This is a genomic window from Chryseobacterium sp. MMO-72 (assembly GCF_037146035.1).
Lineage (GTDB): Bacteria > Bacteroidota > Bacteroidia > Flavobacteriales > Weeksellaceae > Chryseobacterium > Chryseobacterium indicum.
The window spans coordinates 1-17,046 of sequence record NZ_JBBCWG010000020.1 but is presented as its reverse complement, the minus strand read 5'-3'; the positions used below and the strand labels follow the sequence as shown (position 1 = coordinate 17,046).

General features: G+C 34.6%; 15 protein-coding genes and 1 tRNA gene. 10 read left to right on the top strand and 6 right to left on the bottom strand.

The window, feature by feature from the left end; all coding sequences use genetic code 11:
* Positions 1 to 63 precede the first annotated feature (63 nt).
* The 3 genes from WFH39_RS19745 to WFH39_RS19735 all read right to left on the bottom strand — a co-directional run bounded on the left by WFH39_RS19745 (position 64) and on the right by WFH39_RS19735 (position 5,060).
* Positions 64 to 135, bottom strand: a tRNA-Arg gene (locus WFH39_RS19745).
* An 88-nt stretch (positions 136 to 223) separates the two neighbouring features.
* Positions 224 to 1,990: a TonB-dependent receptor gene (locus WFH39_RS19740; RefSeq protein WP_336691156.1), complete on the bottom strand. Its 1,767-nt coding sequence runs from the start codon at positions 1,988 to 1,990 to the stop codon at positions 224 to 226.
* 106 nt (positions 1,991 to 2,096) lie between these two features.
* Entirely contained in the window at positions 2,097 to 5,060 is a 2,964-nt protein-coding gene (locus WFH39_RS19735) for a tetratricopeptide repeat protein (protein WP_336691155.1), read from the bottom strand.
* Positions 5,061 to 5,309: 249 nt separating this feature from the next.
* Here WFH39_RS19735 and WFH39_RS19730 point away from each other — a divergent pair, with 249 nt between their 5' ends.
* The 4 genes from WFH39_RS19730 to WFH39_RS19715 are packed head-to-tail and all read left to right on the top strand — an operon-like array spanning position 5,310 to position 8,340.
* Positions 5,310 to 6,980, top strand: a complete 1,671-nt coding sequence (locus WFH39_RS19730) for an APC family permease (RefSeq protein WP_336691154.1) — start codon at positions 5,310 to 5,312, stop codon at positions 6,978 to 6,980.
* 4 nt (positions 6,981 to 6,984) lie between these two features.
* On the top strand, positions 6,985 to 7,596 hold the full coding sequence (locus WFH39_RS19725; RefSeq protein ID WP_336691153.1) for a hypothetical protein: 612 nt from the start codon (positions 6,985 to 6,987) through the stop codon (positions 7,594 to 7,596).
* Positions 7,597 to 7,598: 2 nt separating this feature from the next.
* A complete protein-coding gene (locus WFH39_RS19720; RefSeq protein WP_336691152.1) occupies positions 7,599 to 7,937 on the top strand; it encodes a DUF962 domain-containing protein in 339 nt (112 codons plus the stop codon).
* 55 nt (positions 7,938 to 7,992) lie between these two features.
* A complete protein-coding gene (locus WFH39_RS19715) occupies positions 7,993 to 8,340 on the top strand; it encodes a DUF4377 domain-containing protein (RefSeq protein ID WP_336691151.1) in 348 nt (115 codons plus the stop codon).
* A gap of 35 nt (positions 8,341 to 8,375) precedes the next feature.
* Here the strand turns inward: WFH39_RS19715 and WFH39_RS19710 are convergent, their stop codons facing one another.
* Together WFH39_RS19710 and WFH39_RS19705 are read right to left on the bottom strand one after the other, a co-directional pair.
* Entirely contained in the window at positions 8,376 to 9,326 is a 951-nt protein-coding gene (locus WFH39_RS19710) for an SPFH domain-containing protein (protein ID WP_336691150.1), read from the bottom strand.
* A 223-nt stretch (positions 9,327 to 9,549) separates the two neighbouring features.
* Positions 9,550 to 10,905, bottom strand: coding sequence for a deoxyguanosinetriphosphate triphosphohydrolase (locus WFH39_RS19705; protein WP_336691191.1), 1,356 nt, complete (start codon positions 10,903 to 10,905; stop codon positions 9,550 to 9,552).
* A gap of 162 nt (positions 10,906 to 11,067) precedes the next feature.
* Here WFH39_RS19705 and WFH39_RS19700 point away from each other — a divergent pair, with 162 nt between their 5' ends.
* The 3 genes from WFH39_RS19700 to WFH39_RS19690 are packed head-to-tail and all read left to right on the top strand — an operon-like array spanning position 11,068 to position 13,446.
* On the top strand, positions 11,068 to 11,610 hold the full coding sequence (locus WFH39_RS19700) for a hypothetical protein (protein ID WP_336691149.1): 543 nt from the start codon (positions 11,068 to 11,070) through the stop codon (positions 11,608 to 11,610).
* 36 nt (positions 11,611 to 11,646) lie between these two features.
* On the top strand, positions 11,647 to 12,708 hold the full coding sequence (locus WFH39_RS19695) for a hypothetical protein (RefSeq protein WP_336691148.1): 1,062 nt from the start codon (positions 11,647 to 11,649) through the stop codon (positions 12,706 to 12,708).
* Between the two features lie 3 nt (positions 12,709 to 12,711).
* Positions 12,712 to 13,446: an endonuclease gene (locus WFH39_RS19690; RefSeq protein WP_336691147.1), complete on the top strand. Its 735-nt coding sequence runs from the start codon at positions 12,712 to 12,714 to the stop codon at positions 13,444 to 13,446.
* Positions 13,447 to 13,511: 65 nt separating this feature from the next.
* Here the strand turns inward: WFH39_RS19690 and WFH39_RS19685 are convergent, their stop codons facing one another.
* Positions 13,512 to 13,715, bottom strand: a complete 204-nt coding sequence (locus tag WFH39_RS19685) for a hypothetical protein (RefSeq protein ID WP_336691146.1) — start codon at positions 13,713 to 13,715, stop codon at positions 13,512 to 13,514.
* A gap of 1,042 nt (positions 13,716 to 14,757) precedes the next feature.
* Here WFH39_RS19685 and WFH39_RS19680 point away from each other — a divergent pair.
* From WFH39_RS19680 to WFH39_RS19670, 3 genes are all read left to right on the top strand, one after another.
* Positions 14,758 to 15,474, top strand: a complete 717-nt coding sequence (locus WFH39_RS19680; protein WP_336691145.1) for an AAA family ATPase — start codon at positions 14,758 to 14,760, stop codon at positions 15,472 to 15,474.
* 128 nt (positions 15,475 to 15,602) lie between these two features.
* On the top strand, positions 15,603 to 16,175 hold the full coding sequence (locus WFH39_RS19675; protein ID WP_336691144.1) for a hypothetical protein: 573 nt from the start codon (positions 15,603 to 15,605) through the stop codon (positions 16,173 to 16,175).
* 51 nt (positions 16,176 to 16,226) lie between these two features.
* The gene (locus WFH39_RS19670; RefSeq protein ID WP_336691143.1) at positions 16,227 to 16,844 is read left to right on the top strand and encodes a leucine-rich repeat domain-containing protein; all 618 of its coding nucleotides are present in this window, start codon (positions 16,227 to 16,229) and stop codon (positions 16,842 to 16,844) included.
* Positions 16,845 to 17,046 lie beyond the last annotated feature (202 nt).

The window sequence follows — 17,046 nt, the reverse complement described above, 5'->3', positions numbered from 1 at the left end:
TTTAAATGATTGGCAATGATAATCAATAAAAAAGGACAAACATCAAATGTCTGTCCTTAAAAGTGACCGCAGAAGGATTCGAACCCTCACTGTCGGAGCCGAAATCCGAAGTTCTATCCATTAAACTATGCAGCCGTATTTGAGTTGTAGGGTTTGAGACTAAGAGAGTTTTAAATCTGAATAAATAAAAACTCAAACACAAAAACTCTCCCACCCTAAGACTCTAGAACGTAATCTTCACGCCTCCCAAAATCTGTGCACCCAGAACTTTATATCCTTTGTACGTCTGATATTTTGAGCTCAGAAGATTATTTCCAAGCGCGAAAATACTGAAATTTTTGTGAATTTTATACTCTGCAGACAAATTTAAATCTGCATAACCTCCCACCTTATCGTTGGTATTCTCTGTTGACTGATAGAATAGAGGACTTCCAACTCCCTGAATCATAAATGAATTCGTTGTTCTGTCGCTGGCAAAAATCCCTTTAAAATCTAACAATAATTTTTGATCCAACATCGTATATTTTGCTCCGATTGTGGCAGTAACCAAGGGAACATTATAGATGTTTTCGTAGTTTTTAAGATCAAACTTGGTAAATTTTACTTCTCCGTCCAACACTAAATTTGCCAGAGGAAAATACTGTAAACTACCTTTGATATCTCCTACATTTCCGTCATCATACACCGCAGAAAAAGTATTTGCGAAGTTATAGGCAGAACGGTTCAGGGTGAAATTCGTGTCAAAAAGATCATTGGCCTTAAAGAACATAATATCTCTCATTTTTCCATATCCTGCGGAAACATCATATTTAAAAGTTTCATCAATATCTCCTCTTAAACCTACATAAAAATGATATTTTGTTTCAGTTGGTCTTAAATACTGGTCAGAAACGATGAAAGGATTCTGCTGTAATAAATCCGAATAGGTATTCAGCTTTAAACCTCCGTCAACTCCTCCGTAAAATTTAAACTCCTGTGCGGCAGCAACCTGAAATTCCGCTTCCGGAAACCAATAGGTTTTATTGTTTTTCATTTGCTCTGCCATCAGATTATTCTGGTTTTTACCATTCAGAAACGCGAACTGAGATCCTAATTTCAGGTAAGAATCCCCTTTTCTGAAAGTAACTTTCGGGCTCAGACTTGTATTGAAAAAGTTGGACGAATTTTTATCTCTGATCGAAAATTCAGTTTTTACCGTTTCCAAACCAACGCCTAAATCTGCATTCAGACTGATACCTGATTTGCCGATTTCAACCCCATGTTTCGAAAAGTTAGCCAAAACGGAAGCCTGATTTTCCTGAGCATCAAAATGATCTTTTAAAAATGAAGATTTCACCCTCACATCATTCAGAATTTCGTTCGAATAAAAGTCATAATAACCATTTACTTTAAACTGATTGACTCTTTGATCCAGATCAACATCATTGCTCGGAGTCAGTGCATAAATTCCGTAATAATTATAGCTGTTTAAACCATATTCAGCATTCAGATTGAATTTTCCTTTATCTCCGTAAGAATTCAGAAAAGCTCCTAAAGTGGTCGAACTTTGCTTAGAATCCCAGTCGTATTCCTTTTTTAAACCCTGTGTTGAGAGAAAGTGAGCATCCACTCCAACCTCAATTTTATTTTCCAGCGTTTTCGAAATATTTGCATCGCCCAGAATTTTACCGAAATTTCCCATTCCGAACTGGATGTAGTTGTTTTGCGCTGAACCTTCGAATTTCGGAGTAACATCTGCTCCCTGAATGGTTGATGTTTTAAAATCCGAAACCGCAGGAACATCCGTAATTTTGTATTGTACAGGATTCTGAGATTTTTCTTCCGGCGGATAATTTTTAATGGTCTCTACCGAAGTTTTCTTTTTTTCGATCTTCTTTACTTCCGGTTCCCTTTTTTTATTGAGAATCAGTTTTTCTTCTTTGATCTGGGAAAACGCTACCGACGAAACCCCTAAAAATATGATGGATAATAATTGAATTCTTTTATTCATTACTTTTTGTATTAATAATGTACCAATTTATCAATGCAGCAATCCGGCAATGTAAAGTTTGATTGGTAAACTGTTACATTGATAAATTGATACATTAAATATATTTTTACTTTTTAATCTGCTTTTTAACTTCCTTCGCTTCTGCAACAATCTCAGGGAAATCCTTGTAGTTCTCAATGATCTGATCACAGGTATAACTTGCCTGATAATTGTCTTTCAGACCAACGTAGTTTTTCGCCATCAGAACAAGCGCTTTTGCTCCCCAATATTCTTCGGAAGCATAATTATTGGCTAATTTAAAGATCGTTTCATTAGAGGATTTAAACGCTTTTCCTTTGTTTTGATAATAAGCTTTCGCGTACAGAGATTCTGCGGCAACTGAGGTATTGGATGATTTTTCAAGAGAAGTATAAGCCGACTGTGCATCTTTATCTTTTCCTGAATTCATCAGACTTCTTGCCTTAATTACTTTTGCCGTCTCAATAACCGCTGCGGAGTTTTTATTGTTGGCAATCACCGCATCGGCTAATTTTTCAGCCTGAGAGAAATTCTTTTCATCGGCATAAACTTTCATCAGCTCAACATTGGCGTAATTTTTAATGTTGACGTCTGATGAGTTTTTAATATTTTCAAGATATTTTTTAGCTTCAGCCGTATTCCCTTGATTGACATAGATTTGCGCTAAACGGGTTTGTGCATCATCCTGATAATCATTCTGAACATTGGCAACTTCCTGTAAAACCAACAGAGCTTTTGTAGTATCTTTGGTCTGATAATAACTTTCACCAAGCTCATATTTTGCCTGATAAAGCCCTTCTCCGGTCGGATTCTGCGTTAAATATTTTTCGTAGTAAGAAATCGCATTTTTGTAATCTTTCTTCGTGAAATACTGTTTTGCTGTCGATAAGTTAATTTCATCAATTTCTGATGCATCAATATTAACCCCTAGATTTCTTGCGAAAGTTTCGTAGCCGGAAACATCTCCGTTCTTTGTAAAGATCGGTTTTGCAGCCTGAACGATTTTTTCAGCATACGCTGTATTTTTATATTGTTCTCCAAGCGATCTCAGTTCAGACAAAGCTTTATCGCTTTGGTTTTGGTCAATATAATTTTGGGCTCTGTAAATTGATGCATTGGCAACCAAATCTTTATCAGACGAAGTTTTAATAACTTTATTAAAGTAATCATTCGAGTTACTGAAATCGTCCTGCGCTGCGTAAGCTGTCCCGATTTCGTATTGTGCATCATCATAATAATCAGAATCCGGATATTTGGATAAAAGATTTTTCAGGTTGGTAATTTTCGCCTGAGTATCACCTTTAAATCCTAAAGCCATTGCTTTCTGGTACAGTGTATAATCTGTTGCGTCTTCGTTTTTATCATAAATGGCAATCGCTTCGTTCAGGTTATTGTTTGCGTAATTAATATCTGCCAAACGAAGTTCTGCGTCATTTTTAAATTCAGGTTTCGGATTTGCTAAATATTGCTTAAAATACGTTTCTGCCTGATCAAATTTTTTAGATTTGAAATAAGCATAGCCTAAATCATAAGGAAGCTGCTGCTTTTCAGGGAAATTTTCACCCAATAATTTTTCATAGCGGGCAATTGCGGAAGGGTAGTTTCCTTTCTGATAATACACCTGTCCTAACCAGTATAATGCTCTGTTGTTGAATTCTTTATTGATGTTGAATCCTAAACTTCTTAAGAAATAATTTTCCGCTTCATCATAATTTCCTTTGTTGAATTCTTCTGTTCCCAAAAGATAAGAAACTTCCTGATCGATTTTATTGATTTCCGGTGTTGAGCTCTGTAAACGGTCAATCGCATTCAGTGTTTCTTTATAATTTCCGGAATATAAATAGGATTTTACCAAAAGCGATCTCATTTCCGAAGCATTCGCGCCGTTTTGGTTTTCATTAATATAATTCTGAATTACCGTAGAAGCACTTTCAAACGGATTTCCAATGTCGTAGCTTAATTTGGCGTACTGTTCATGCGCAAGCTTCTTTACATTCTTATCATAATTCATCTGATAGGCAGAACGGAAAGCAGAAAGTGCTTCCTGTTTTTTACCAACCGCCAGATAAGCATTTCCAAGCTGATAATAAGCATTCTGAGCCAAAGCCGAATTGCTGTTCAGTAATTGATTGTAATAAGAAACTGCTTCGTCATATTTTTTAAGCTGAGCCGCTACAAATCCCATCTCGTAAAGATCGTTTTCAGACGGATTTTGCTGAACGCTTAGATAATCTTTTAAATGCGGATAAGCCGAAGTGTAATCATCTTTCATGAAATAACTTTCGCCAATGATCTTGTGAACTTCAGCTTTGTAAGATTCCGAGATATCTTCATTCAGTAAAGCAGTTCCTTCGGAAATCGCCTTATCGTAATCCTTATCATTATAGTACATCTGAACATAATAAGGACGCACCAGCTTAGAATATTTTGGCTCTTCTTTAATGGAATCAAAATAACGGAACGCTTTATCATTCTGCCTGTTAGAATAATATAAATGTCCCAACATATAAGCAATATCGCCTCTTTGAGACTGGTCTGCCGTTTTATAAGCTTCTTCCAGTGCATCTGTTGCGCCTTTGGAATCGCCCATCATGAATTTAGCATATCCTAATTTCAGAATGTATTGTGTATTTTCTTCTTTGGAAAGCTGATACTGGTTTACTTTTTTCAGAGTTTCCAGAGCTTTGGCGAAATCTTTTTTAGCCAAATAATAATCAGCCAACGGTAAATTTGCCTGTGCAAAATACGCAGAGTTCGGATATTCTTTCATAAAAGCGGTTAATCCTTCTTCCGCATGATTTTTCTGAAGAATGACGCCGATCACGTTATCAAAAAACTGCGCAGCCTCTTTTCTTGAACGCGACAAATGCTGATTGTAGAAGTATTGTCTGGCGTATTCGTATTGTGAAGCGTTGTATATTTTGGTCTGATAAAGATTTTCAGCGAGATTGAATCTGTAGTTTTCTTTTTGAGTAAAGTACTGAGACTGTTGCGCATCGGAGATCCCGAAATACATTACAGCAGCCGCTAAAAGTATTTTTTTCGATTTCATTAATTTTAAATTTTAACATGAAGAAGCCTGAAAATCAGGTTCAGATATTTAAAATTACGGGAATTTTTATCCACAATTTATCAACGAAAATATTGAAAAGATATTGTATAAGCAAGCGTTTTAACACATTGTTAGTAACCAATTTTTTTTTTAAGACTTCTTAACTTTCTGATAAGAAACATTAAGAAAATAAAAATTATTTCGGAGAAATAATTACATTTGCTTTTTTCGAATCAAATATAGAATTGAATGAATCAACTTTTTAGAAGAAAAATCTATTCAGATACAGACACATCTACAAGTTTATTGAGGGTTTTGGGTGTTTGGGACATCGTATTTTTTGGTATTGCCGCCATCATCGGAGCCGGAAGTTTCAGCAGTTTGGGAGAAGCCGTCTTCAGAGGAGGTCCCGGTGTGATCTTATTATATTTGATTTGTGGTTTTGCGTGCGGTTTTACTGCACTTTGCTATGCAGAATTTGCCAGCAGAATCCCGACTGCGGGTTCCGCGTATACTTATGCGTATGCAAGTTTCGGGGAATTAATAGCATGGATCATCGGCTGGGCACTGATTATGGAATATTCTTTCGGGAATATTTACGTCGCCTTTTCGTGGTCGGATTATTTTACAAGTTTTCTGCACCGTTTAGGAATGCATATTCCTGATTATCTTACGTGCAGTTATACGGAAGCTAAGAAAGCTTTTATGAGCGGTTCCGAGAATAAGGAACTTATTAATGCATGGACGAACGCTCCGTTAATCGGAAGTTTAAAATTCATCGTTGATATTCCGGCTTTGGTCATCAACGGATTGATTACATGGCTTTGTTATGTAGGAGTTAAGGAAAGTAAAAACTTTAATAACGCTTTGGTAATCCTGAAATTAGCGGTGATTGTTTTGGTGATTTTAGTAGGATTTGCTTACATTAATACAGATAACTGGACGCCTTTAAATCCGGAAACTCAGGTTACTTCTTTCATGCCGAATGGTTTTGCGGGGGTAATGAGTGCGGTTTCGGGGGTTTTCTTCGCTTATATCGGGTTTGATGCCTTAAGTGTGCTTTCGGAAGAAACAAAAGATCCCCAGAAAACACTTCCGAAGGGAATGATCATTTCTTTGGTATTGTGTACATTTATTTATATTGCTTTAACGTTGGTTCTTACCGGAATGGTAGATTACAGAAAATTTGACGGTGTTGGAGATCCGCTTTCCTTTATTTTTGAAAAAGGAAACGCCAATATTGCATGGATGGAACTTGTTGTGTCGTTTGTAGCGATTGTAGCCATTACAACCGTTCTTTTGGTGTTCCAGATGGGACAGCCGAGAATCTGGTACGCAATGAGCCGTGACGGACTGATGCCTCAAAAATTTCAGACGGTACATCCGAAATATAAAACCCCTTCGTTTGCAACCTTGGTTACAGGAATTGTTGTCGGAATTCCGATTTTATTTACCGATAAATCTTTCATCCTCGATTTCACAAGTATCGGAACTATTTTCGCGTTTGTTTTGGTTTGTGCAGGAGTTTTAATGCTTCCGGCAAAGGAAAAGATCAAAGGAAGATTTCACTTGCCTTACGTGAACGGGAAGCTTATTTTTCCTCTTATTTTCATTGGAGGATTAGTGGTTTTCTATTTCTGGCAGCCTGATTTTTTCCATAATTTAATGGACTGGAAAGATCCTAAAGAAGGAGAATTCAGAGCTTCTATTTTCTTTTTTATTCTGGTCAACTTACTGCTTTGTGTATTGGCATTTGTTAAAAATCTTTCACTGATTCCGTTAATCGGTTTAAGCTCATGTTTATATCTTCTTACAGGAATGAGCCATGACAACTGGTTCTGGTTTGGACTGTGGTTTGCTATAGGTTTGGTAATTTATTTCTGCTACGGATACCGAAACAGCAAATTGGGTAAAGCTTAATTGTATGATGAAATATCTGCTTGTTTTTTCGCTTCTGATATTGGGAGGCTGTAAAAAGACATCTGATCATGAAGGCAATTCTCAAAGAAACCGTACAGAAGTAAAACGGAGTTATAAGGAATGTTTAACAGCAATTCATAAAAAAACAGAAGCAGAGAAAAAGCAATATTTTTTTAAATTTATCAATAATGATGTTCCTCAATACTGGGCAAAAACGCCATGGTCATTTGCAGGAACTTCCAGAGAGCCGAAGAAGGGAAGTATTGCCTGCGGATATTTTGTAACGAATACTTTATCGGATTACGGTTTTGATATTAACAGAACGTATCTCGCGCAGCAGGCTTCATCTGTAATGATTAAAAAACTTTGTACAGAGATAAAATATTTCAGCAAAAGGCAGGATCTGGAGCATTATATTTTAGGTAAAAATAAAAATCAGGTATATATTGTAGGACTGGATTTTCATACAGGTTACATTACCCGCGAAAACAGAGACACTTATTTTATTCATTCCAATTATATTAAGAATGAAGGGGTGATAAAGGAACTGACTAAAAATTCACGTGCATTGAATGCTTCTGAAACTTTTATGATTGGAACTTTAAAGTACAAATAATCATGTCAGAAAGAATTAAAACCTTCAAAGAGTTCTACGAGTTTTATCTTACGGAACACAGTAAAACAGGAACCAGAATCTTTCATTTTCTGGGTACATTGCTTGTTTTTTTCGTCATAGGATATGTTATCAGCTCCGGAAAAGAACGCTTTCTCTGGTATGTCCCGATTTTCGGGTACGGATTCGCGTGGTTCAGTCATGCAGTGATTGAAAAAAACAGACCTGCAACCTTCAAATATCCGCTTTGGTCGCTGATTTCAGACTTCAGGCTGTTTTTTGAACTGCTGATCGGGAAACAGAAATTTTGGGGAGTTTCAGATAAAAAACCTGTGGAAAAGTAGAATTTAAGATCATTTCACGGCACAGTAATTGCAACCCAGTCCTAAAATTTTATTTATGAAAAATTTCACAACATTTTTAAAAGTAACGTTTTCGGCAATTTTTGTTATGATTCTTACACAATGTACAACTTCTTCCAACGTTTCTTCTGCGAACGAAAAAACATTTATTGTAGGTCCTGAAACCGCAGACTGCACCGGAGTTGCCCCCATGAAATGTCTTCAGGTAAAAGAAAACGCTTCAGATTCATGGACGAATTTTTATACCAATATCGAAGGTTTTACTTATGAACCGGGTTATGAATATGTTTTAAAAGTAAAAACAGAAAAAATAGAAAATCCTCCCGCAGACGGATCTTCCATAAAATACACTCTGGTAAAGCAAATATCTAAAACTAAAAAATAAACAATAAAACCTCCGGAATTTCCGGAGGTTTTGCTTTATCTGCTGTTGTTTGTATTGTGATCGTGATCATTCGGCGGTTTGGGATAATTTCCTTTGGTTGCTTCTCCTACAGTATTGGCGGTAGTCATGGCAACAACCAGATCGTTCAGCATTCCGCTTGCTGCGGTAGGAGAATTGGGCAGTAAAACAAGATTGCTTCTGTTGCTTGCTCCCACAGAATGAAGCGTGTCATAATGCTGTGTAACAACAATAAGCGCAGATGCTTCGTGAGAGTTGATATCAACGTTGTTCAGCATTCTTATAGATTCTTCCAGACCTTTTGCAATTTCTCTTCTCTGGTCTGCAATACCTTGTCCCTGCAGTTTTTTGGATTCTGCTTCGGCTTTTGCAACGGCTACAATTCTTATTCTCTGGGCTTCCGATTCGTATTCTGCGGCTGTTTTTTCTCTTTCCGCAGCGTTGATTCTGTTCATGGCGTGTTTCACCTGCTCATCCGGATCAATATCTGTAACCAGAGCTTTGATGATATCATATCCGTAACTCTGCATCGCTTCCTGAAGTTCCGCTTTTACTGCAATGGCAATATCGTCTTTTTTTAAGAATACATCATCCAGTTTTAATTTCGGAACTTCGGCTCTTACGACATCGAAAACATATGATGTAATCTGATCGTGCGGACTTTCCAACCTGTAAAAAGCATCCGCAACCTGTGTTCTGATCACCTGAAACTGAACGGAAATCTTCATTTTCACAAAAACATTATCCAGAGTCTTCGTATCAATCATTACATCCAGTTGCTGGATTCTGAGGTTCATCCTTTTTGCGATCCTGTCCAGATAAGGAATTTTAAGCTGTAAACCTGCATGACGGACGGAGTGAAATTTTCCGAGTCGCTCCACAATGGCTGCAGTTTCCTGTTTCACTGTGAAAAAAGAAGCAAATAAGGTTACTAATCCTATAAAAACAATAATTCCGAAATAGGTCATAATCTGATTTTTTATGGTTTATACATTTTAATGAGTTGAAACACACTTACCTGTGTTTGTTTAAATATATAAAAAATAATTGAATGGCACAGCTATAACAATCAGCAGTTGTTATCAACAGAGAAAGAGAATTTACGTTCAGTTTAAGACGTAAAAAAGCTTCAACAATGATGAATTGAAGAAGTTTTAATTGTAGTAAGTATTTTATTTGACTAAACCGCAATTACACCGTCATTCCGATGTCGATTCCTTTAATTTTACGGTAAAGATCGGTTGCATAATTGTCGGTCATTCCGGAGACAAAATCGATCACACCCAGAACTTTTTGGTAATCGGTTCCATCGTCGTATACAAATTGTTTGGGTAAAAGTTTTAAGGCTTTTTTGTCGTAAGATTTCCTTTCATCATGTGATTTTAGAATGGAGGGAATAAAATGATCCAGCAATTCGTACATTACATTATAACCTGCATTTTCAATTTCCACCACCGCTTTATGGTTGTAGATTTTTTCAATGGAAAATGATTCAATATCCTGTAAAGCATTATTTTCAGACTTATAAATATCCAGAAGACCTTTTTCTAAATTTCCTTCCAGAATGGTATTAAAGTTATTTTTATAAAGCTCAATCGATTTGTTGATTAATGCATTGATTACTTTGGCTCTTAAATAAGAAATCTGTTCGTTTTCGTTTCCTATGGAATCCAGCTTGTCTTTTACTCTGTTTATATCGTCGGTTTCAGATTTTACCAATTCAAAGAACAGGTTTTTGCAGTCCGCGGTAGAAACGATTCCCAATCGGTGTGCATCTTCCATATCAATAATATTGTAACAGATATCATCCGCAGCTTCAACCAGCCAGACAAAAGGATGTCGCTTAAAAATATAAGGTTCTTCGCTTTCTGAAATTAAATTCGTGCCTTTTGCAATTTCAAGGAAAATATCTTTTTCGTTCTGAAAAAATCCAAATTTTTTACGATGGATGATTCCTTTCTTTTTAGCAATGGCTTCACAAGGATATTTGGCGATACTTGCCAACGTAGAAAAGGTAAGCTGAATTCCTCCTGCATCTTTTCCCTGCTGTTGCTGCGCCAGAACCCTTATTGCATTGGCGTTTCCTTCGAAATTCACCAGATCTGCCCATTCTTTTTCGTTGAATTTCGGTTTTAAATCAGATACATTTCTTTCAAAATAACTCGCAATTGCATCTTCTCCGGAGTGTCCGAAAGCGGGATTTCCGACATCGTGACAGAGACAAGCCGCCGCAATAACGTTGCCTAAATTGTGAAGGTAAAAGTTTTTGGAATCTTCAGTAAGATCATTTTTAAATTCGTCATGAATAAACTCACCCATTACACTTCCCAGACTTCTTCCGACAGAAGAAACTTCCAGTGAATGCGTTAAACGGTTGTGTACAAAAACACTTCCCGGAAGCGGAAAAACCTGCGTTTTATTCTGCAGTCTCCGGAAAGCCGAAGAGAAAATAATTCTGTCAAAATCCCTCTGAAAATCCGTTCTTGAAGCCTTTGTCTGTGGATTGTTTCCGGTACGCTGATTCGTGAAAATCTGGTTTAAGTTCATCATTTTTCAAAATTACTTCAAATTTTATTTTTTACGAACTAATCGGAAGAATTTTTCTGAAAAATATCGTGTTTCCCGCTTTTGTTTTTCCGTAAAATACCTGTGACATTTTGCAGATTTTCATCGTAATTTTAGGATTATTAACTCCAAAAAACTGAAATCATGTCCGAATTTTTTAAACAAATCCTTGGAAGCACGATTGTTACAGGATTTTTAACCGCAATAATCGCATATTTCTTTCACAAAAGAACAGAAAAATACAATTCCGTTTTGAAAAGGGAATTTGAAGCACTATCTAAAAAAGATACGGCTTATTTTGAATGGCGAAAAAATACCGTAGAATTGTTAGGACAGGTTTACATTCATATGAACCGTTTAAAGCTTGCTTTTCAGAACAAATATTCTAAAATAAAGGAATATGACAAATTTTATGAAGATGAAATTATTTTAAAATCCAATCAGCACATCAGAGATCTGCTCATCAATAACGGTCATGCTTTACCTCCTGAATTATTGGACGAAGCCACAAAACTGATCGAACATTTCGATGTTTGGTTAACGAAATACAATCAAACAAGAATTTTGGATAAAGATTTTAATTCAAAACAAATTTACGTAGGATCGGATGGTTTCCGCTTTCCTGAAAATGCCGAAAGACTGTTCAAAGAAAAATATGTTGAAATGTTTAATGAATTGCATAAATAAAAAATTTATCAATATTATTGTTCTAAATTTTAATTGATGAAGAAAATCTTTTTGCTGTTATTTCCAGTTTGTTTGTTTTCTCAGGAAAACTGTTTTGATGACGGGCAAAAACATTACCGATCAGGAATGGGTTTATTAAATAGTACAGATACACTGGAATCTATTCTGTTTAATAATCCTGCACATGTAAAGCTTCAGGAAAACAGAAATAATACGAGTTATGAAAATGATGAAATGTATGGTTTGGGTGACTCACTTTCGCAGGAACTATCTATTAAAAAGCAGGCAGAAAATAAGGAAGGAAAGGAAAAATTTAGTTCTTTTTTTAATAACCAATTCAGCTACATTCAGTTTCAGAAAGATAAAAATTCTTTGTATGCTTTTGCACAAAATTCTTTTGGCTATTGGCTTCTGGAAATAAAAAAGAAAAAATCGAAAGCTTATTATATCGGATTCAGCAAGAACACTCACATCAATCGAAATCAAAAAGAAAAATTCATAAAGGATAATAAACTTTATCTGGATGGAAGTTTCCTTACTGTGAAATCAAAAATTCGGTTTGTAGAAATGGAAGCCGTAAAAGATTATCTAACTTTTGAAGTTAATCTTGATGATATAAAAAAAGATTCTGATAACGACGGATACAATGATTTTTTTGAAAAATTAATTTATTTGAATCCACAATCTAAAGATACTGATAGTGATGGAATTTCTGATTTTGACGATTTGAATCCTCTGCATAAATCTGAAAAAGGTAAATTTATAAGTCTTTACGAAGAAATTATTGATCTGGATGCAAGCATTTATTGCAATTCGGAAAATCATTATTCGTTTGAATTATACGATTCGGATTGCGAATATTTTCAAAAAGTAAATCCTCAGAAAAGAAGAGTTTTGATTCTCTCAGAAACTCAAGCATATCAACTTAACGATGATTACAGAAGCTTATTGGGCACTTTTTATGGCAGAATAAAAAAAGGATCCGATGAAAAAACATTTTATATTCCTTATTCTAAAAAATCAAGCGGTGGCAGAATAATTGCAGAATTTAAAAATGAAAAATGGTCTATTTTTGAAGACCTGCAATATAAAATTTAAAATATGCCCGAAGGTCCACCGATTGTTCTGATGAAAGAAGATCTGCAGAAATTTGCAGGCGAAAAAGTAATGGAGGTAAAAGGAAATTCGATTACTGAAACTACAGAAATTAAAGATCATGTTTTACGCGAAATAAAGATCTTCGGAAAGCAGACGTTTTTAATTTTTGATAAAGCCAATATCCGGATTCATTTGCTGATGTTTGGTTCTTACAGCTTATTTGAAAGAAAAGATCAGGAGCAGAATCTTCGTCTGGGCTTAACTTTTAAGAACGGCGGAATGTATTTTTATACCTGCAATGTAAAAACGGTAAAAGATAAATTCTTAAAAGATATCGATTGGGAAGCTGATGTAATGAGTGATATGTGGAATCCCGAAAAAGCAGAGGAAAGGATGAAAGCAAATCCTGAAATGATGGTTTGTGATGCTTTGATGGATCAGGATATTTTTGCGGGAGTAGGAAATATCATTAAAAATGAGGCTTTATTCAGAATTGGAGTTCATCCTGAAACTTTTATTAAAAATTTACCTTCAAAAAAATTAAAGGAACTGATTGCAGAAGCCAGAAATTACAGTTTCGATTTTAAGAAATGGAAAAAAGCGAATGTCCTGAGAAAACATTTTGAAGTGTATCATCAGGAAAAATGCCCGAAATGCGGTCTGGAAATTGTGAAAAAAGAAACCGGAAAAGGGAAAAGGACGAGTTTTTTCTGTGAAAAAGATCAGAAATTGTATTAGATAACTGAAAAATTCCGGTACAGAATTCTTTATAGAAACAGTACCGGAAAAGGGTTTATTTTCTATTAATCGTAACAAACGACAATCTGCCCGGATTTAAAGCAGCAATTGGGGAATGAACAATAGATATAGCCTGAAGGGCAGCCTCCATTACTGGGTGGAATTGCGTAAGGATATTGTCCGGTACACTGGTCTACAGGAGGTAAAACTTTATCTCCTCCCAAGATTTCATTTAGTTCGCTTCTTTTTAATTTTTTCAAATTTTTCATACTAATAATGGATTTGGTTTGAATTTTCGACTGTAAGTTTCTCTTAGCAGCATTTAATTAAAACCTAAAATTAAAAAAATAATTCTTAATAATATGAATTATTTCAAATCATATACTTGTAAAATCTAATTGTTGTCGATGTACTTAAATTTTTCCAGTTAAAAATCTGAATTTCTTATTATACTCCATGAATTTCTAAACAATATATATTTTCTCTTGAAAAATGACAATGAATTCTTACTAAATTGTTAAAAAACAGCATTGATTTTTCATTCCAAAAAACATCTTTTTGTTCTGCTCTAAAAATTTTTATTCAAAAAAAATACTCGAAAATGTGCCTTTTAGAGTTTCTATGCTAACATTTCTTAATATTGCGGAGGTTAAATGTCAAAAATAAGTGAGATATTATTGTCCCCGAAAATGTTATTATGTATTGCATTTTTTCTTTTTTGGATTATCAACTTTTAAATACAAGCTGTGAAATAATTAACAGATCAATAATTTTTTACACATAAATCAAAAAAAGCCGTATTATTTTTTCATTTTTATATTAATTATTTGTAAACTATTTTTATCTAAATCTTAAACAAAAACCACTTAAAACACTGATATACATCATGATTATTTATTTTGGAACCTTGTTTGAAAGTCGTAATATTGCAAATGTAAAATTGATAATAAATAGTCAAATAATTAAAAATTAAACAAAATGATCACTTACATCGGAATTGCAACATGTTTAGTAGTATTCGCCTCTTATTTTGCAGCAGCAAGAAGAGAAAGAAACTAATTTAGAAAGTTCTGATCTGGAGAAATTCAGTTCCTGAACAAAAAGACGAAATTATATTGTTATATGTTTTCAATCTGCAAAGATTGACTGCTCTTTTACTCAGCGCGAGTAAAAGGGCACAAAAAACATAAAGCAAGATTTTACACTAAGGAAGATAATTTTAATTTTTATAATAGCCGATAGAAAGTCGAACATTCATTTGTTCGGCTTTTTTGTTGGATAACCTTTATCTTTGTATATAATTTTCGCAAAATGAATCTGTACAATCTTATTATTCAAGACAAAGAAGAGGTTACCCTTAATGATGTTTTCCTTGATCCCCACAATAAAGAACAGCTTGTACAGCTCATAAAAGAAAATACATTTTCCAAAGAACTTCTGGAATTTGGGCTTCCGGTAAACAACAAAATTCTTCTTCAGGGAAGTTCAGGCTGCGGAAAAACAATGACGGCAAAAGCCATTGCCAATGCTTTGAGAAAAAGCATCATCATCCTCAATTTAAGCAATATCGTTTCTTCAAGAATCGGGGAAACTTCCCAGAACATCAAAATGATCTTTGATAAAGCGGCAAGAGAAAGATCCGTTCTGTTCCTTGATGAACTCGACCAGATCGGGAAAGCAAGAGGAAGCGACGATAAAGATGTGGGCGAAATGAGACGTCTCGTAAATACTCTCATTCAGTTGATTGATTACTTTCCGGAAAATGCGCTTCTTTTATGTGCGACCAATCATCCTGAAATCATTGATACGGCTTTATTAAGACGTTTTCAGCTTAAAATAGATTATGTACTGCCTTCAAAACAATTTTTAGATGATTTTTACGACGACTTGCTTGCGAAATTTCCTGAAGATTTGAGATATATTGAAAGAAAATATGATATTTCTTTTGCGGAAGCGAAAGATCATGCTTTTACGGTGGTGAAAGGGAATTTGATTAGGAAACTGGAATCTAATGCAGAGAAAATATAAGCTGCCTCTGTTACAGCCGGATTTTCTGTAATTGTAACGGCAACTTTATTGTTATAAAATATTCTTTTAATGTCGCTTACCGAAATATTTTTAATACTTTAGGGCTCTAAATTTAAAACTAATACACTATGGCAATCAATTTTGCATCAGAGGAAGAGAAAAACGGTTTCTGGGAACTTTCTAATACCATTCAGGCAGGAAACTACGAAGAAGCTTTAAATCTTTCTAAAAATTTACTCGAAAGATTTCCTGACAATAAAGCGGTCTACCATAATCAGATCGGCGCAATGATTTATCTTTCCAAGAATGATTACTGGGGCGCAACATCGCACTACACCAAAGCTTTAGAGTATGGCTTCGACGCGGAAACCTGTGAAGAAAACATCTGGGAATCGGCGGTAGATTCTTACAAATTTCTTATTGACAGTGAAGAAGCTTTCTGTTCACTGATGATTAAAGATACACACGAATTTATTGCCGCCAATGATTTGGTTCAAAAATACGAAAATCTCTTCCCGAATGGAAAATATGCAGATGAAGCTAAAGAACTCAATTATATTTTCAGCTTATCAGAAGAACTGCTGGAAAGTAATAACTACAATTCTTCGGCATTACAGAAAAACTATTCGGAAAAATACCCGAATGGAAAACAACGCGAAGTGGTGACGGCTTTGTGTGAAATAATTGATAACAATACATAATAAATTTTATGATAAAATGATTAGTATTAACAATTCAGAGATATCTTCAATATGAATACTTTATTACCTAAAGATTATTTTTCATTTGACTTAGGAAATGATGAAAATTGGATAGGAAAGTCGTCTCAATTACCGGAGGATATAGACAAATATATAAATATTACCTGTTTTGAAATTGGTTACAATAAATTTGAGACTTTACCGGATAGTATTTTTAGAAGTTTATTGAAACTTGAGGAGATTTATATTAATAACAATAGAATTAAAGAAATCCCAAGATCTATAGGTTTATTAAAAAAACTTGAAATTTTAACGATAAATGATAACCCCGTCAAATCAATACCAATTGAGCTTACAGAGTGTGTTAATTTAGAAAGTTTTGCAGCAATTAATTGTGAATTGGAATCACTTCCTGAAGAGTTTGGAAACCTTAGTAATTTGCGGTCTTTATTACTAAGTGAAAATAATATTAGATGGTTACCAAAATCAATTTGTAATTTGAAAAAATTACATCGTCTAGAATTGAGAGATAATGAACTAACACATTTGCCGGATAATTTTTTTAATCTATTAAATTTAAGGCAATTAGACTTGAAAGGGAATAATATAGAAAAAAATGAATTGGATAAATTGCAAAAAGCGCTTCCAAATTGTCAGATAAAAATATAAATTACTTATCTGGTTTCCAGTCTTAATAAATTATAACGAGATTGCTTCGTTGCTTCGCTCCTCGCAATGACATAAAAAATCCCTCTCATCACTGGACTGCCCCCAAAAAGTTAGACACTTTTTAGGGGCATTTTTATTTATGGGATTATCAAAGTATAGTTTAGAATTTAAGTTAGATTGCATTGAAAAAATTTCGAGTAAT